At 42.8% G+C, this 16,280-nt stretch carries 15 protein-coding genes, 5 tRNA genes and 1 pseudogene; 1 reads left to right on the forward strand and 20 read right to left on the reverse strand.

The features are described from left to right. Positions 1-52: 52 nt before the first annotated feature. From NBH03_RS05240 to NBH03_RS05330, 19 genes are all read right to left on the reverse strand, one after another. Positions 53-571 carry a DUF6106 family protein gene (locus tag NBH03_RS05240; protein ID WP_250797868.1) on the reverse strand — a complete coding sequence of 173 codons (519 nt, stop codon included), beginning with the start codon at positions 569-571 and terminating at the stop codon, positions 53-55. 159 nt (positions 572-730) lie between these two features. Next, positions 731-2,353 (reverse strand): chaperonin GroEL, encoded by a 1,623-nt coding sequence (gene groL, locus NBH03_RS05245; protein ID WP_015514325.1) that lies wholly within the window; start codon positions 2,351-2,353, stop codon positions 731-733. 60 nt (positions 2,354-2,413) lie between these two features. Beyond that, on the reverse strand, positions 2,414-2,698 hold the full coding sequence (gene groES / locus NBH03_RS05250; RefSeq protein ID WP_117526992.1) for a co-chaperone GroES: 285 nt from the start codon (positions 2,696-2,698) through the stop codon (positions 2,414-2,416). Between the two features lie 500 nt (positions 2,699-3,198). Beyond that, positions 3,199-4,890 (reverse strand): glutamine--tRNA ligase/YqeY domain fusion protein, encoded by a 1,692-nt coding sequence (locus tag NBH03_RS05255; protein ID WP_250797871.1) that lies wholly within the window; start codon positions 4,888-4,890, stop codon positions 3,199-3,201. Positions 4,891-5,155: 265 nt separating this feature from the next. After that, a complete protein-coding gene (locus NBH03_RS05260; protein ID WP_250797873.1) occupies positions 5,156-6,460 on the reverse strand; it encodes an O-acetylhomoserine aminocarboxypropyltransferase/cysteine synthase family protein in 1,305 nt (434 codons plus the stop codon). A gap of 337 nt (positions 6,461-6,797) precedes the next feature. Then, entirely contained in the window at positions 6,798-7,718 is a 921-nt protein-coding gene (locus NBH03_RS05265; RefSeq protein WP_117539078.1) for a LysR family transcriptional regulator, read from the reverse strand. A 183-nt stretch (positions 7,719-7,901) separates the two neighbouring features. Continuing rightward, positions 7,902-7,973, reverse strand: a tRNA-Thr gene (locus NBH03_RS05270). A gap of 134 nt (positions 7,974-8,107) precedes the next feature. Beyond that, positions 8,108-8,851, reverse strand: coding sequence for a 23S rRNA (guanosine(2251)-2'-O)-methyltransferase RlmB (rlmB, locus tag NBH03_RS05275; protein ID WP_250797877.1), 744 nt, complete (start codon positions 8,849-8,851; stop codon positions 8,108-8,110). 71 nt (positions 8,852-8,922) lie between these two features. Then, complete coding sequence (locus NBH03_RS05280; RefSeq protein WP_015514331.1) at positions 8,923-9,366, reverse strand: Mini-ribonuclease 3; 444 nt, start codon at positions 9,364-9,366, stop codon at positions 8,923-8,925. Next, positions 9,351-10,751: a cysteine--tRNA ligase gene (gene cysS, locus NBH03_RS05285; protein WP_250797883.1), complete on the reverse strand. Its 1,401-nt coding sequence runs from the start codon at positions 10,749-10,751 to the stop codon at positions 9,351-9,353. The genes NBH03_RS05280 and cysS overlap by 16 nt, the downstream gene beginning before the upstream one ends. A 94-nt stretch (positions 10,752-10,845) precedes the next feature. Beyond that, positions 10,846-12,048, reverse strand: a complete 1,203-nt coding sequence (locus tag NBH03_RS05290; protein ID WP_250797885.1) for a GNAT family N-acetyltransferase — start codon at positions 12,046-12,048, stop codon at positions 10,846-10,848. Beyond that, positions 12,029-13,003 (reverse strand): DUF2156 domain-containing protein, encoded by a 975-nt coding sequence (locus tag NBH03_RS05295; RefSeq protein WP_250797887.1) that lies wholly within the window; start codon positions 13,001-13,003, stop codon positions 12,029-12,031. The genes NBH03_RS05290 and NBH03_RS05295 overlap by 20 nt, the downstream gene beginning before the upstream one ends. Next, positions 12,954-13,514: a 2-C-methyl-D-erythritol 2,4-cyclodiphosphate synthase gene (ispF, locus tag NBH03_RS05300; RefSeq protein ID WP_215689248.1), complete on the reverse strand. Its 561-nt coding sequence runs from the start codon at positions 13,512-13,514 to the stop codon at positions 12,954-12,956. Before ispF ends, NBH03_RS05295 begins: the two co-directional genes overlap by 50 nt. A gap of 182 nt (positions 13,515-13,696) precedes the next feature. Beyond that, positions 13,697-14,143: a GatB/YqeY domain-containing protein gene (locus tag NBH03_RS05305; RefSeq protein ID WP_250797889.1), complete on the reverse strand. Its 447-nt coding sequence runs from the start codon at positions 14,141-14,143 to the stop codon at positions 13,697-13,699. A 70-nt stretch (positions 14,144-14,213) separates the two neighbouring features. Continuing rightward, a complete protein-coding gene (locus tag NBH03_RS05310; RefSeq protein ID WP_250797897.1) occupies positions 14,214-15,026 on the reverse strand; it encodes a sirohydrochlorin cobaltochelatase in 813 nt (270 codons plus the stop codon). Positions 15,027-15,103: 77 nt separating this feature from the next. Beyond that, positions 15,104-15,177, reverse strand: a tRNA-Met gene (locus tag NBH03_RS05315). Positions 15,178-15,181: 4 nt separating this feature from the next. Continuing rightward, a tRNA-Val gene (locus tag NBH03_RS05320) sits at positions 15,182-15,254 on the reverse strand. A gap of 84 nt (positions 15,255-15,338) precedes the next feature. Continuing rightward, positions 15,339-15,412 (reverse strand) — tRNA-Met (locus NBH03_RS05325). 4 nt (positions 15,413-15,416) lie between these two features. After that, positions 15,417-15,489 (reverse strand) — tRNA-Val (locus NBH03_RS05330). 260 nt (positions 15,490-15,749) lie between these two features. Between NBH03_RS05330 and NBH03_RS16195 the strand changes: the two are divergent. Next, positions 15,750-15,821 (forward strand): annotated as a pseudogene (locus NBH03_RS16195) (hypothetical protein); the annotation flags it as partial. Between the two features lie 45 nt (positions 15,822-15,866). Here the strand turns inward: NBH03_RS16195 and NBH03_RS05335 are convergent. Next, positions 15,867-16,280: hypothetical protein (locus tag NBH03_RS05335; RefSeq protein ID WP_250797900.1), on the reverse strand; the 414-nt coding region annotated here is incomplete at its 5' end.

The raw sequence follows: 16,280 nt of genomic DNA on the forward strand, positions 1-16,280 counted from the left end.
TTTATTAGTATTATTAATACTATTTATTTTTCCGCCATGGACTGACATTTGTCTACCTACGTCTGACTTTATTCGGAGATGTTCTGAACATTGCATCTAAAATCTGCTCATTGGGTGTGAATTTAACGTAAATCTGCTGATTATTCCAATTGCCGATAATGACATAATTTGTCTGCATGACATTATTGGCACTGAAATCATAACGGTGACTATTTGGGTTCCTCCTGTATCCATCCAATTCATATGAATTCTCTGGGGCAACCAGTGTTATATTCTCCATGGAAAGGCTCATTCGGGTCTTTCGTTTATAATTGCCGATCAGTACATCAATATCCAGATCTCCGGATGTAAAGATGTATTCATATTCCAGCTTCTGCATTCTGACAACAAATATCACCAATGCCCATACCGGAATAAGCAAAATAAAAAACATCGGTACCAGCAGAATAATAACCGTTGAGAAAACTAATCCAACTATAATAGCCAGTGCTGCTTTCACTGTTTCGGGTGTTCCTCTTCTGCGGCTGACAAGCACCTCACAAAACGTATCTCCATTTGCACCATTATACATTCTTGTTCTCCTTTGTATTTCTTCTATGATCAAAGCCCGGCTTGTGGGCTCAGGTGCAGAATGCCTGCGTATCTATTATACACGATACAGACTGCGGGAACAAGTAAAGGGCTGCCGCAGTCTGCGACAACCCTCATCTTTTGTGAAAGTATTATGTGATTACATCATACCCATTCCGCCGCCCTGTGGCATTGGAGCTGGCACGTCTTTCTTAATTTCAGCAACTACAGATTCAGTTGTCAGAAGTGTAGAAGCAACACTTGTTGCGTTCTGCAGAGCACTTCTTGTAACCTTTGCAGGGTCAATGATACCTGCTTCTACCATGTTGACATATCTTTCGTTCAGTGCATCGAAACCAACACCAACTTCGCTTTCACGAACTTTGTTGATGATAACAGCACCTTCAAGACCTGCGTTGGCAGAAATATGGAACAGAGGTGCTTCAAGTGCTTTCAGAACAACGCCTGCACCTGTCTTCTCATCACCTTCAAGTGTTGCAGCATATTCAGCAACTTTCTTGGATGCATGGATATAAGCAGAACCACCACCACAGATGATACCTTCTTCAACAGCAGCCTTTGTAGCAGCTAAAGCATCTTCCATACGGAGTTTCTTTTCTTTCATTTCTGTTTCTGTAGCAGCACCTACACGAACGACACCTACGCCGCCAGACAGTTTAGCAAGTCTTTCCTGTAATTTCTCTCTATCAAAATCAGAAGTTGTTTCTTTTTCCTGAGCAGAAATCTGGTCAACTCTGGCTTTGATTGCTTCCGGAGCACCTGCACCATCAACGATGATCGTGTTCTCTTTTGTAACCTTAACGGATTTAGCACGACCAAGCATATCAAATGTTGTATCTTTTAATTCATAGCCGATTTCAGAAGAGATAACTGTACCGCCTGTCAGGATAGCGATATCCTGAAGCATTTCTTTTCTTCTGTCACCATAGCCAGGAGCCTTAACAGCAACAACTTTGAATGTACCTCTTAAGCTGTTCAGTACAAGTGTTGTCAATGCTTCACCTTCTACATCTTCAGCAATGATGAGTAACTTCGCACCGTTCTGAACAATCTGTTCAAGTACAGGCAGAATTTCCTGAATGTTGGAGATCTTCTTATCTGTGATAAGGATGTATGGGTTGTCAAGTTCAGCAACCATCTTGTCCATATCTGTACACATATAAGCGGACAGGAAACCTCTGTCAAACTGCATACCTTCTACCAGATCAAGTTCTGTATGCATTGTCTTGGATTCTTCAATTGTGATAACACCGTTGTTTGTAACCTTTTCCATAGCATCTGCAACCATTTCACCGACACTGTCATCGCCGGCGGAAATAGCAGCAACTCTTGCAATCTGAGCCTTGCCTGTTAATGTAGAGCTCATCTCTTTGATAGCGTCTACAGCAACTTCTGTTGCTTTCTGCATACCTTTTCTCAGGATGATTGGGTTAGCACCTGCAGCCAGATTCTTCATACCTTCATTGATCATAGCCTGTGCAAGAACAGTTGCTGTTGTTGTACCATCACCTGCTACATCGTTTGTCTTTGTAGCAACTTCTTTGACAATCTGAGCACCCATGTTTTCAAAAGGATCTTCAAGTTCGATGTCTTTGGCAATTGTAACACCATCATTTGTAATTAAAGGAGCACCGAAAGATTTGTCAAGGACAACGTTTCTTCCTTTTGGTCCAAGTGTCACTCTAACTGTATCTGCAAGCTGATTCACGCCTGCTTCCAGGGCTTTTCTAGCCTCTGCGCCATATTTAATCTCTTTAGCCATTGTAATTACCTCCAAATCTATAATTAAAAAATATAGGAATAAGTCTGTCTGAATAAATGATTATTCTACAACTGCAAGAATATCATTCTGTCTTACGATGATATATTCTTCGCCATCCAGCTTCACTTCTGTACCGGCATACTTAGAATAAATAACCTTCTGTCCTACAGCTACCTGCATTGTAACTTCCTTGCCATCGACAACACCGCCAGGTCCTACAGCAATAACTTCTGCTTCCTGCGGCTTCTCTTTAGCCTGACCAGCTAAAATAATACCGGATTTAGTCTTCTCTTCTGCTTCACACTGTTTTAATACAACTCTGTCACCCAATGGAACTAACTTCATATTAATATGCCTCCTTGATATTCTAATGGATATATAATCATCATTATCATTTGCTAGCACTCACCTGATTTGAGTGCTAATCGATGGTTATATATTATTTAATTTTTCAAAAATGTGCAACTTTATTCAGAGGTGATTATGTGCTGATATTATAATATTATCTCATTATTTCTCTTAAATACTCACTATATCTCTCATTTTTAAATTGTTAAATTGAGTAAAAACCCAAGAACAACTTTTGTATTAGAAGAACTTGCATTCAGCCAAAAGGAGTATGCTCTGCCAACTATGAGAAACACGCTCCGCGAGTTTCTCAAGTTATCGCGGCCTCTACACTCCGTTTCGGTCGTTGCTAAACAAGCGCCACTGGCGCTTAGCAACGCCAAGGTTTCGTGCAAGCACGGACTTTGGCTCGTTGCTCGCGTAAATAGCATAAAATGGATGTTGAATTGCTTGTTCAACATCCATTTTCAGTATTCTTGGAGCACACTCCACGTATTTTATTTATTCAATTTAAATGAACTCTTCAAAGAAACGATGCGGTTGAAAACAAGGGCATCCGGTTTGGAATCCTTACTGTCGATACAGAAGAAACCGTTGCGGACAAACTGATAGCTGTCTCCGCCCACTGCACCTTCAAAGTTCGGCTCCAGACAACAGTCTTTCAGAACAGTCAGTGAATTCGGATTGATATTCACGCTGCCGTCTTCATTGTAAACACTGCCTTTGGACTCATCAACAAGGTTCTCATAGAGACGTACTTCTGCCTTAACAGCTGTTTCTTTAGCTACCCAGTGGATTGTTCCTTTGACTTTGCGTCCTGTAAAGCCTGAACCGCTCTTGGTCGCTGGATCATAAGTACAGTGTACTTCAACCACATTGCCTGCTTCATCCTTCACAACATCTGTGCATGTGACAAAATAAGCACTCATCAGACGAACTTCGTTGCCAGGATAGAGACGGAAATACTTCTTAGGTGGTATTTCCATGAAATCATCCTGTTCGATGTAAAGTTCTCGGCCGAACGGTACTTTTCTTGTACCCAACGCTTCGTTCTCCTGATTATTCGGTACATCCAGGTATTCAATCTGACCTTCCGGATAGTTGTCGATCACAAGTTTCAGCGGATGAAGAACAGCCATCATACGAGGGCGCTTCATCTTCAGATCTTCACGGATACAGTAGTCAAGCATTGCATAGTCAACAGAGCTGTTGCTCTTGGATACACCCACCATCTCCATAAACATCTTGATGGATTCAGGGGTATAACCTCTTCTTCTCAGTGCTGCGATGGTTACAAGACGAGGATCATCCCAACCATCAACAATACCCTGATCAACCAGCTTCTTGATATAACGCTTGCCGGTTACGACATTAGTCAGATATAACTTTGCAAATTCAATCTGTCTCGGCGGCATCGGATATTCCAGTTCGCGGACAACCCAGTCGTAAAGCGGACGATGATCTTCGAATTCCAGTGTACAGATAGAATGGGAAATACCTTCAATGGCATCTTCAATCGGATGTGCAAAGTCATACATCGGATAAATACACCATTTATCCCCCGTATTGTGGTGAGTCATTCTGGCAACTCGGTAAAGGATCGGATCACGCATGTTGATATTCGGTGAAGACATATCGATCTTCGCTCTTAATACCTTGGATCCATCCGGATACTTGCCGTTTTTCATATCTTCAAACAACTGGAGATTCTCTTCAATACTTCTGTCACGATAAGGGCTGTTCTTGCCTGGTTCCTTTAATGTGCCGCGATATTCACGAATCTGATCAGCGGTCAGGTCACAGACATAAGCCTTGCCTTTCTTGATCAGCTTTACGGCTGCCTCATACATCTGATCAAAATAGTTGGATGCAAAACGCACTTCTCCGTCATAGGCAGCGCCAAGCCATTCTACATCGGCAATGATAGACTGTACGAATTCTGTCTTCTCTTTTGTCGGGTTCGTATCATCAAAACGAAGATGGAACTTACCGTTATACTTCTTAGCCAGTCCATAGTTCAAAAGGATGGATTTGGCATGGCCGATATGCAGATAACCATTCGGTTCCGGTGGGAATCTTGTGCAGATCTCGGTATATTTGCCTTCTGCAAGATCCTTATCAATCGCCAGTTCAATAAAATTCTTCGTTACTGCTGGTTTTTCATTTAAATTGTCAGTTGCTTTTTCCATTTTTGGTCCTCCTGAATGCAGCAGGCCACTCCACCTGCCTGCACATATGAATTTCAAGTATCTCTGTTAGATATTGTACTCCGAACGAGAGAATACTACTAAATCATACCATATTTTTAAGGATTGTAAAGCCAAAAAAGCTGTTCTTTGGCTTTTATCCGAAAATATATACTATCCTAAACTAAATCATTTTCAGACAAAGGCTTCAGCAACAGCTTTTATAGTTTTTTGTTTTTATTTTATTCTGTTAATGCGTTTAATTCGACTATTTTATAGCTTCAAAAGCAGCGTCTAATGCAGAGATGAGATCCTCGACTTTTTCAATACCGATAGAAAGACGGATTGTGTTTGGTTTGATACCCTGGTCAAGCAGTTCTTCTTCTGTGCACTGGCTGTGTGTTGTTGTTGCAGGATGAATAACCAAGGATTTTACATCAGCAACGTTTGCAAGCAATGAGAAGATGGACAGGTGGTCAATGAAATCCTGTGCTGTCTTGGCATCACCTTTAATTTCGAATGTGAAGATGGAACCGCCGCCATTTGGAAGATATTTCTTATATAATTCATGGCTAGGTTCTGTTGGCAGTGATGGATGATGAACAGCTTCTACCTGCGGATGCTTTGAAAGATAATCAACAATCTTTAATGCGTTGCTGACATGGCGTTCTACTCTCAATGATAATGTTTCAAGTCCCTGAAGGAAAATGAATGCATGGAACGGTGAAAGTGTTGCGCCTGTATCTCTCAGGATGACTGCACGGATATAAGTAACAAATGCTGCAGGGCCTGCTGCATCTGTAAATGCAACACCGTGGTAGCTTGGGTTCGGATCGGAAATCCATGGATATTTGCCGGATGCTTTCCAGTCAAAGTTGCCGCTGTCAACGATGACACCGCCGATAGCTGTACCATGGCCGCCGATAAATTTTGTTGCTGAATGAACAACGATATCTGCACCGTATTCGATCGGACGAATCAGATAAGGTGTTGCAAATGTTGAATCAACAACCAGTGGAATGTGATGTTTATGAGCAATTTTAGACAGTTCCTCAATATCTACAAGATTTGAATTCGGATTACCAAGTGTCTCTATATAAATTGCTTTTGTATTTTCCTGGATTGCTGCTTCAAATGAACCTTCAACCTCCGGATCAACAAATGTTGTCGTGATGTTGTTAGTCAAAGGAAGTGTATGAGCCAGAAGGTTGTAGGTTCCGCCATAAATTGTTTTAGATGCGACGATATGTTCACCATTTTTTGCAAGTGCCTGAATGGTATAATCAATCGCTGCTGCGCCGGATGCAACAGCTAATGCTGCAACACCGCCTTCAAGCGCTGCGATACGCTGTTCAAATACATCTTCTGTTGGGTTTGTCAGTCTGCCGTAAATATTGCCGGCATCGCGAAGGCCAAAACGATCAGCCGCATGCTGTGAGTTATGGAATACGTATGATGTGGACGCATAAATTGGAACAGCTCTTGCATCTGTTACAGGGTCTGCCTGTTCCTGTCCGATATGTACCTGCTTTGTCTCGAATCCCCAGTTCTTTGAATCTTTAATATCTGCCATTGTAATGTCCTCCTGATTAATCAAAAATTTTATTTTATTCGTTTTTAATTTCTACTTGTATGTTTTTTGTTTTCTTAGTTATTTCTATTTTTTAACTCGATAATGTCTTTTGCTGAACTTAGCCCCACATTCGGTTCCTGCTCAGCATGATTGCAAATTGTTTCATGTCTTGCAGCTCCTTTGTAAATTTCTGTATTTATACTAACATGCTAGGAATTAATTGTCCAATATGCAAAAAAAATACCCGGTTATAAATTCAGCTTATAGCTCATGCAACTGACTTTATAACCGGGCAGCTATGAATAGGACATTCAGGCCGAGGATGCAGACGCGGCTGCTATTCGATTTTCAGGTATTGTTTGATATAGTGGATATAGCGCTCTCCCATCTGGCTGAGTATGGTATTCTTTCGGGTTACATAGCCAATTTCCATCAGGCTGTTGGGATTTTGTTCGTCTGCATGGAATGGTACGGCAATACAGTCGCTGCCGTTGAGTTCTTCACAGATGATGCCGGAGCAAAGGGTATAGCCATTTAAGCCAATCATGAGATTCAGCATGGTCGCTCTGTCATTGGCCTTAATGACTTGTGGATATTCATTGGTAGATAGAATTTCCTCTGCCAGGTAAAAAGAGCTGTTGTCGCCCTGTTCAAAAGATAGACAAGGATACTTTTCTAATTGTTCAAAACGGATGGATGCTTCTTTTGCAAGCGGATGGTTTTTCCATAGATATACATAAGCCTGACAGTCAATCAGATGATGAAATTCCAGATTGGCATTTTTCAAAAGCTTCGTCATAGATTTACGATTGAAATCACATAGATATAAAACACCGATTTCACTCTTCATGGTATTGACATCGCTGATGACTTCACCGGTTCTGGTTTCGCGGATGGCAAATTCGTATTTGGACATATCAAATTCTCTTGCCATATCCACAAAGGCCTTGACTGCAAAAGAATAATGCTGGGTGGATACACCAAACTTCTTCTTATAAGATCCGCCTTTGCCGTATTTCTCAAGAACACTCTCATACTGTCCGTAAATCTGTTTGGCATATAGAAGAAATTCCGTTCCATCATTGGTCAGCACTGCTCCCCGGCCGTTGCGGTAAAAAATAGAAATTCCCAGTTCCTTTTCCAGTTCTTTTATAGCGCTGGTCAAGGAGGGCTGGGAAACATAAAGCTTCTCAGCCGCTTTATTAAAAGATTTCGTCTCTGCAATTGTAATAACATAATGGAGTTGTGTCAATGTCATAATAGGTGCCTTTCTGTTATTTACATATATGGTTTCGTTTTTTATACTATAGGGCAGGATTTTGGATTTGTCAAAGAATAAAGTGTGCGCTTTCTGGCACGCAGTGCCTTTTTATGTAATAGGGAATTCCAACGGAATTTCTTATTACTAAAAAAAGCGACCTTCCTATGAAGACCGCTTTCCAGCTGATGACGGGAATTGAACCCGTGACCCCTTCCTTACCAAGGAAGTGCTCTACCTCTGAGCCACATCAGCAAACAAAATGAATTGTCCGTTGATTACTATATCATATAAGGTAGACTCATGTCAAGAAATACTTTTAAGTACTTCGCACCTTTTTGGCATCACTTTTTGTCATCAGGTGCGAAGTCTTATTCTATTGGCAGGTTTTATTTGCCCATTCTCTGTCTGACAATTTCGTAAGCCAGTACGCCTGCAGCAACAGATGCATTCAGAGAATCGATATCACCTTTCATCGGGATCGATGCTGTGAAGTCACATTTCTCACGAACAAGACGGCTGACACCTTCACCTTCGTTGCCGATGACAAGACCAATCGAGCCTGTCAGATTCTGACGATACATCACTTCACCCTTCATATCTGCGCAGACAAACCACAGACCCTCTTTCTTGAGCTCATCCATGGCTGCTCCAAGATTCGTCACTTTGGCAACCGGTGTAAAATTCAGAGCACCTGCGGATGTTCTGGCCACGGTGGCGGTCAGACCTACGGCGCGGTGCTTCGGAATGATGACACCGTGGGCACCGGCAAGATTCGCTGTTCGGATGATAGCACCCAGGTTGTGCGGATCTTCAATGCCATCCAGAAGAAAGATAAAAGGTGCTTCACCCTTTTCACGGGCTTTGGCCAGTATATCGTCTACGGATGCATAATCATAAGCCGCTGCAATGGCAATTACTCCCTGATGATGATGTGTTTCAGAAAGCTGATCCAGACGTTCTTTGGATACGTAACTGATAATGGTATGCTGTTTCCTGGCCTCACGTGTAATCGTTTTGACAGGGCCATCCTGGCATCCGTCCAGAACAAAAAGCTTATCGATGGTTTTGCCGGAACGATACGCTTCAATGACCGGATTTCTGCCTTCTATTTTTAATTCTGTATATCCCATATTTACCTCGCATTATATTCTTGTTCAGAGATATCTGCTGTCTCATTTGATCTGTATGATTTGGCAGACATCTAATCTATCAGGGCAAGTGCTTTAAGACCGGTATGAATCAGCTCCGTCAGCCTTTCATAGCGCTCCGTCAGGTACAAATACCCAACCAGAGCCTCACAGCCTGTTGCTTTTCTGTAATCCGACATAGTGGCATTCTTGGCCATTGTATAAGACTTGGCATTGCGTCCGCGTTTGTAGACGGCATGTTCCTCTTCTGTCAGCTGATCCTCAATTGCCATGATAAGGTTAGCCTGGGTCTCTGCTTTTACAAGACGGCTGGAACGCTTGTGAAGGCGCTCTACCGGCGCATTGCCTTTGCCCACAATATAAGATCGGATAATGATCTCATAAACTGCATCACCGATATAGGCCAGTGTCAGGGCAGAATATTCCCTGACATCCGGCTTGTCCAAATGATAAAGTTCGCGAAACCATGTACTAAAGGATTCTAAGCTCTGCTCCATTTGACACCCTCTCTTGTATCCTTCAGAATAATGCCCTTTGCAAGCAGCTCGTCACGAATTTCATCCGCACGTGCAAAATTCTTTGCCTTTCTTGCTGCCTGGCGTTCGTCGATCAATGCCTGGATCTCATCATCCAGCAGCTCTTCCTTCTTCTCAGTCTTAATACCAAGTACGTCACACAGTCTGACAATTTCTGACAGGATCTGATCTCTGAAAGCAGCTGTAGAAGTCTCTGTTACATGAATATTGGCTGCCTTAACCATCTCAAAAATAGCAGAAATAGCATCTGCTGTATTGAAATCGTCTTCCATGGCAGCTTCGTATTTTGCAACAAGGGCATCAAATACTTTCATCTGTTCGTTCTCTTCCTCAGTGCATGCTTCTCCCTGTACATTCAATGTACGCAGACGATCAACGGCTGTCAGGATACGTTCAAGACCATTGCGTGATGCCTCCATTAATTCAGCACTGAAGTTCAGAGGACTTCTGTAATGGGCACTGAGCATGAAGAAACGCAGTACCTGCAGATCATATTTTTCGGCGATTTCACGAACGGTAAAGAAATTGCCCAAGGATTTGGACATCTTCACGTTATTAATATTCAAGAAACCGTTATGCATCCAGTAATGTGCAAATTCCTTGTCATTGCAGGCTTCGCTCTGGGCAATTTCATTCTCGTGATGCGGGAAGATCAGATCTTCACCGCCGGCATGGATATCAATCTGTTCACCAAGATACTTCTTGGACATGACAGAGCATTCAATATGCCAGCCCGGACGGCCGTCTCCCCATGGTGAAGGCCAGGACGGTTCGCCTTCTTTCTTCGGCTTCCAGAGAACGAAATCCAGCGGATCTTCCTTGCCTTCTTCACCGTTAACCTTGATTTCTCTGTGGCCGGCTTCAAGATCATCAATGTTCTTCTTGGAAAGCTTGCCGTAATCCTTGAAGGAACGGGTTTTGAAATAGACAGTGCCATCCACGGCATAGGCATGACCTTTGTTGATCAATGTCTGGATCATATCGATCATACCGTCAATCTCTTCTGTTGCCTTCGGATGATGTGTAGCCTCTTTTACGTTCATATCTGCCATGTCTTTCTGAGCTTCCTTGATAAAGCGTTCTGAAATAACAGAGGCATCAACGCCCTCTTCATTGGCCTTTTTGATAATCTTGTCATCTACATCTGTAAAGTTGGAAACATAATTCACATCGTATCCCTTATATTCAAAATAACGGCGTACAGTGTCGAAAACGATCATCGGACGTGCATTGCCGATATGGATATAATTATATACAGTCGGTCCGCAGACATACATGCGCACCTTTCCTTCTTCAATGGGAACAAATTCATCTTTTCTTCTCGTTAATGTATTGAATATTTTCATGATTTCCTCCATAAATAATTGCATTTATCTGAAGTTTAGTCTATGCAAAAAATGCAGGTTTGTCAACCTCTTTATGTCAGATATTGGCATCTGTCTACACGATTTCATTGATCATCAGACCATGCAGGACAGGAATCTGTTCCAATGTATACATGGCGTCGTTTTCCTGCCAATCCGTGCGCAGCAAAATCCGGTGCTGACGGATGAGTTCATCCGCAGGAATGTATCCTGAAAGCCATTGCAGAAATGTGTCAATATCCAGGCAAATGTCCCATGGCCCTTCCGTACGTTCAAATGAATTGCCCTCTGGACTTATCTGCCAATACCATGTGCTTTCATTCTCCGGAATCCATCTATCAATGATACTGATAGCTATATCCAGTGAAATATTCCGGATCGGCATACATTTGATCCATTCTGCAGCATCAATGATGCGTCCCATAATGATCGGACGTTTCATACCGCGGACATCCGCCGCATCGGCTATAAAAGGTGCCTGAACCAGGGGAAGAAGTTCTCCTTCTTTGTCCCGGAATGCCTGAAGCACCCATTGACCAACAGCAGACTGCCATTCGGGTTCACAATAAATTTCGCGAATTTCCATGATTTCTTCGCAGGCATAAGAGACATAGCCGATCTGTTTGCCATTGGCAGATAATAGCAGTAAATCACCGCCGTCTGCCTGATTCTCCATCTGCAGTCTTTCAAAATAATAGGCATCACGCCGGGTAAAAACATCATAATGACGTGAAAGCAGCGAATTAGACCAGTCTGCCAGCTGCTGCCTTTCTGCTTCCGAAGAAACAGGATGTGCGGAAATATCCCTCACAATTGCTATATCAACATTGTGGATGGATGAAAAAGGCGTATGCGTTTTCTTTTCCACATACTGACTGTAAATGTATGCAAATTGAAAAGGTGTATAAATAGCCTCATTCGCAGGCATCAGATAGATCAGAGGTATTCTACCGGCATAGCAGTCGGAAAAAGTCCGCTGCAAAAGCCGTGTCATGGCACCGCGATGTCTGAAGTCGGCATCAGTGGCAACGCCGACAACATATAGGCTGTTGACCTTTTTTCCGCAGACAGATAATGTGTACGGATTCAGATGGATCATAGATTTCAGCTGATTTTTCTGCTCCAATATAAGAATCCGGTTATCTCTTAAATAGTAGTCAAAATAATAGGCCATAAAGGCATCTGTATCATGGAAACATTCTTTCCACAGCTTATATAATGCATCCGTATCCCTTCCATCGGCATAACGGACCGTCAAATTACTTTTGTCTGATTTCATATTTCTCTTCCAGATAGATTGGATTGTAAGACATTTTGGACTTACGGAGTCCTTCCAGCCCCATATCATCTTCACGGTTTACAAGTTCGGCATCTGGGAATTCATGGCACAAAAACTGCTGGCAGATCATCGGATACAGACCGCGGATATCCGGATTGGCCTTTTCCACATGGATAACGGCCATTTTCTCCACTTTGCCATAGACACCCAGGCTGAAAGCCTGCAGCTCACCATCAATATAAATACCGCCCATTTTGTAATCAAGATAACCGCAATTGGATAAAAGATAATCTATTCCGTTTAATTCATATTCATCGCGATGGAAAGGATCCTCAAGATCTCTCTGGGTTTCCCATTTCCTGAGAAAAGCCATAATTTCATCATGATGGCATCCGCAGGAAAGACTTCGGTATTCATATCGGCCCTCATAGGCTTTTTTAAATGCGTTGAGATGATTCTTCTTTTTGTGATACGCTTTGCCACTGAATGTTCTCAGTTTCTCGGCGTCATAAACATAATCATAATAATCACGGACAGTCAGAATGTCATATTTCTCATGATCAAGATCAAGAAGTTCAACGGCCTCTTTGTCGGCCAGACATACTGTCAGTTTGCTGTGGAGAACTTCATTAAAATAAGCCTCTGCCACATCAAAATAATGTTTCAGATCTTGTTTGGTACATACAGGCACCATAGTCACCGGTTGACCATCGACTTCCATCAGCCAGATCAGTCCATGATCATCCCGGATATAATGGGTATGATAATAGTCTTTCCACATAAAATTGCTGACAAGGATGTTCTCGCATGTATGGGAGTAACGCATCTTAAAATACGGAAGCAGAATATCATAATCCTGCGGTTCCATTTCTTTTTTTATAAAATGTTCAAAATTCATGACACACCTACTGTTTGCAGCCGCCGCAGCCTGCACAGCCGCCTGCTGATGGGTCATAGGAAGTCTCGTACATCACATCTCTTCCACCAAAATTGCCGATTTCTTCCAACAGACAGATAGCCTGAGATGAGATGCCGGCGCCCTCACCGGTAAAACCAAGACCTTCTTCTGTCGTTGCCTTCACATTGATCTGATCTTCGGAAATCTTAAGTGCCTTTGCAATATTTTGGCGCATCTGCGGAATGTGCGGAGCCATCTTCGGTTTCTGCGCGATAATTGTCGCATCAATATTGCCGATAATATAACCCTTCTCTTCAATCAGTTTGCCCACATGCTCCAACAGTTTGACACTGGAAATTCCTTTGTAAGCAGGATCCGTGTCCGGAAAGTGCTTGCCGATATCACCAAGAGCAGCAGCGCCAAGCAGTGCATCCATTACAGCGTGCAGCATGACATCTGCATCTGAGTGACCAAGCAATCCTTTCTCATAGGGTATCTTCACACCTCCGATGATTAAATCTCTATCAGGTACAAGACGATGTACGTCATATCCCATTCCTATTCTCATAATCTGTCCTTTCTGTTCTCTGTATTATTCAATTCTCTGTGTCATTCAATTCTATCATCTTGCTGCCTCATCTTGTGTTGTACATAACAAACAGCAAAATCTCCTTATAGCAGAAAACCCGCTGTAAGAAGAACTTACCCGCGGATTTTCAAGGAGTGCACGCATGTGTACTCTGCTTATATCTATACAAACATACCGGATAACAACTGGTTCACAAGCTTGCCGTCTGCCTTGCCTTTGACCTTCGGCATCAGAACCTTCATAATCTTGCCTTTATCCTTAACTGTCGGGGCATCAATGCCAAGTTCAGCCAATGTCTCTTTGATCACAACTTCTATCGCATCTGCTTCCATCATCTTCGGTACAAATTCCTCATAAACTGCAATACGGAACTTGCATTCCTCAATAATCTCTGTACGCTCAGCGGGTGTCGTATCTAAAGTCTCCTGTGTCTGTTTGATCTCCTTGCGGACGATCACATCAGCTTCTTCTTCAGTCAGATCGCTTCTCTTATCGATGGTGGCATTCTTCAATGCGCTTAACAGCATCGATAATGCATTCTTGCGTTCCTTATCTCCGGCTTTCATTGCCTTGACCATTTCTGCTCTTACAACATCTACTTTTGTCATTATTAAAGCCTCCATTTCGTTTTCCTGCCTTTAATCATACCATAGGAAAAAATCAATTTCAAGTTTCCTTTCATAACATCTGTTTGATGCAATTTTTCACATGACTGACATAAATATTCCGGATACCTTCTAATTCACCCAGCCCTTTGACAATACATGTCACTTCATAGCCGGCTTTTTCAAAGGTGCGTTTCCATGATTCATCATCTTCACCTGCCATATCATGATGGGCATGATCTCCGGCAACGACCATCAGCGGCTGAAGCAGGACTCTTTTGTAATTGCCGCCTGTTCGGACGAGTGCCAACAGCTGCTCCAATGTAGGATCCGCTTCAACCGTGCCGATATAGTAATTTCTGTAAGCGGCTCTGTGCAGTCTCTGCTGAAAATCACTGTAAATGGCGTTAGCTGCCGCATCACTGCCATGCCCCATGAAACAAATCGCTGTTTCGCCGTCATCACAGGCCTGCGTATCTGCAGTAATGATCTGCATCACGGCCCGGTCATTATTTTCATTGCCAAGCAACGGTACACCGAGTACCAGCTGATCAAATTGAGAACGCCATGCGGCGGCTGTTTCTGCAACGCGCATATACTCATTGCCATCCATCAGATGTGTCGGCTGAAGGACTAACCGCCGGATACCATCCTCCCTGGCATGTGTAAGCGCTTCCTCAACCGTATCTACTCTATAGCCATCTCTTTCTCTTAGCTTCCGGATAATCATTCGGCTTGTAAAAGCTCTTCGAACCGTCCACTTTGGAAAAGCATCGGCAATCGCTGTCTCAATGGCGCCAATTGTCTTCTCGCGGTTGTCATTGTAGCTGGTTCCGAAACTGACAACCAGAATGGCATCTTCTGTTTTATCACTTACTGTATGCATACTGCGCCACCTTTCTAAATTGAAAAAGAAAAAACAAAAAGCCCAGTAAAATCAACATTTACAAGGCTTTTCTTTGATAGCGAGAGGGGGATTCGAACCCTCGACACTGCGGGTATGAACCGCATGCTCTAGCCAACTGAGCTATCTCGCCGTAATGGAACCTATAGGGCTCGAACCTATGACCCTCTGCTTGTAAGGCAGATGCTCTCCCAGCTGAGCTAAGATTCCCTTCTGTTCAATTCATCATTCGACATCTCACATAATACATTAAAAACTGCATTATGTCAATCCCTAAAAGGATAAAAAGTCGAGTAGCGAGAGGGGGATTCGAACCCTCGACACTGCGGGTATGAACCGCATGCTCTAGCCAACTGAGCTATCTCGCCGCAATGGAACCTATAGGGCTCGAACCTATGACCCTCTGCTTGTAAGGCAGATGCTCTCCCAGCTGAGCTAAGATTCCATTCTTTGTCCGTGTCAGGCCGACCTGACAAAGACTATATTACATCAAATTGTTTTAATTGTCAACAATTTTTTTAATAATTTTAAAAATTTTTAAAAAGAAATTTTTTTTACTCAATTGCAAAGTTAAATTCCACCCCTCTGTGGAATTTAATCCTGCAAATCACCCTGCTTTCAAATGTGGAATTTAATTCTTCCTATTTTTACTTTATAATTCTTTATATAAACATGGCTCTTCCTCCCAGCATTAAGGAGGCCCTTATGAATAAGCATACACATTTAAACCTTGATGCCAGAATCCTCATTGAAACCTTACTTAACCAGCAGCATAGTTTTAAATCCATTGCCAGACACCTTGGCAAAGACTGTACCACTATCTCAAAAGAAGTGAAGTCCCATATCTGTTTCGAAAAATCCGGTACTTACGGCCGTTCTTTCAACGACTGCCGTCTGGCTTTCCTTCATCAATGTTCCATTCATAAAATTTGTCAGCACTGTACCTCCTCTCATAACAGATACTGTTGGACCTGCGGCAGATGCTTTTCCTCTTGTGATTCTTATGAAAAATACGTTTGCCCTAAACTTTTCAAACCTCCCTATGTCTGCAACGGCTGTCCGCAACGCTCCAAATGCTCTCTGGAAAAACAGCTTTATAAAGCTGCCTTTGCTCAGAAGGAATACGAACAGGTCAGAAGCGAATCCCGTTCCGGTTTCGCTCTCTCCGAGGCTGAACTTAAACAGCTTGATGATGTGGTGTCTCCTCTTCTCAAAAAGGGACAGTCCCTTCATCAC

It is taken from the genome of Coprococcus intestinalis (genome assembly GCF_023656595.1).
Taxonomy (GTDB): domain Bacteria; phylum Bacillota; class Clostridia; order Lachnospirales; family Lachnospiraceae; genus Coprococcus_A; species Coprococcus_A intestinihominis.

Bases quoted from the DNA above. Each gene is read 5' to 3' on its own strand.
- NBH03_RS05305 (WP_250797889.1), bottom strand. From the start codon at position 14,143: ATGACAAAAGTAGATGTTGTAAGAGCAGAAATGGTCAAGGCAATGAAA.
- NBH03_RS05255 (WP_250797871.1), bottom strand. From the start codon at position 4,890: ATGGAAAAAGCAACTGACAATTTAAATGAAAAACCAGCAGTAACGAAG.
- NBH03_RS05290 (WP_250797885.1), bottom strand. From the start codon at position 12,048: ATGAAATCAGACAAAAGTAATTTGACGGTCCGTTATGCCGATGGAAGG.
- groES (WP_117526992.1), bottom strand. From the start codon at position 2,698: ATGAAGTTAGTTCCATTGGGTGACAGAGTTGTATTAAAACAGTGTGAA.
- rlmB (WP_250797877.1), bottom strand. From the start codon at position 8,851: ATGGGATATACAGAATTAAAAATAGAAGGCAGAAATCCGGTCATTGAA.
- cysS (WP_250797883.1), bottom strand. From the start codon at position 10,751: ATGAAAATATTCAATACATTAACGAGAAGAAAAGATGAATTTGTTCCC.
- NBH03_RS05260 (WP_250797873.1), bottom strand. From the start codon at position 6,460: ATGGCAGATATTAAAGATTCAAAGAACTGGGGATTCGAGACAAAGCAG.
- NBH03_RS05265 (WP_117539078.1), bottom strand. From the start codon at position 7,718: ATGACATTGACACAACTCCATTATGTTATTACAATTGCAGAGACGAAA.
- groL (WP_015514325.1), bottom strand. From the start codon at position 2,353: ATGGCTAAAGAGATTAAATATGGCGCAGAGGCTAGAAAAGCCCTGGAA.
- ispF (WP_215689248.1), bottom strand. From the start codon at position 13,514: ATGAGAATAGGAATGGGATATGACGTACATCGTCTTGTACCTGATAGA.
- NBH03_RS05295 (WP_250797887.1), bottom strand. From the start codon at position 13,003: ATGACCCATCAGCAGGCGGCTGTGCAGGCTGCGGCGGCTGCAAACAGT.
- NBH03_RS05310 (WP_250797897.1), bottom strand. From the start codon at position 15,026: ATGCATACAGTAAGTGATAAAACAGAAGATGCCATTCTGGTTGTCAGT.
- NBH03_RS05240 (WP_250797868.1), bottom strand. From the start codon at position 571: ATGTATAATGGTGCAAATGGAGATACGTTTTGTGAGGTGCTTGTCAGC.
- NBH03_RS05280 (WP_015514331.1), bottom strand. From the start codon at position 9,366: ATGGAGCAGAGCTTAGAATCCTTTAGTACATGGTTTCGCGAACTTTAT.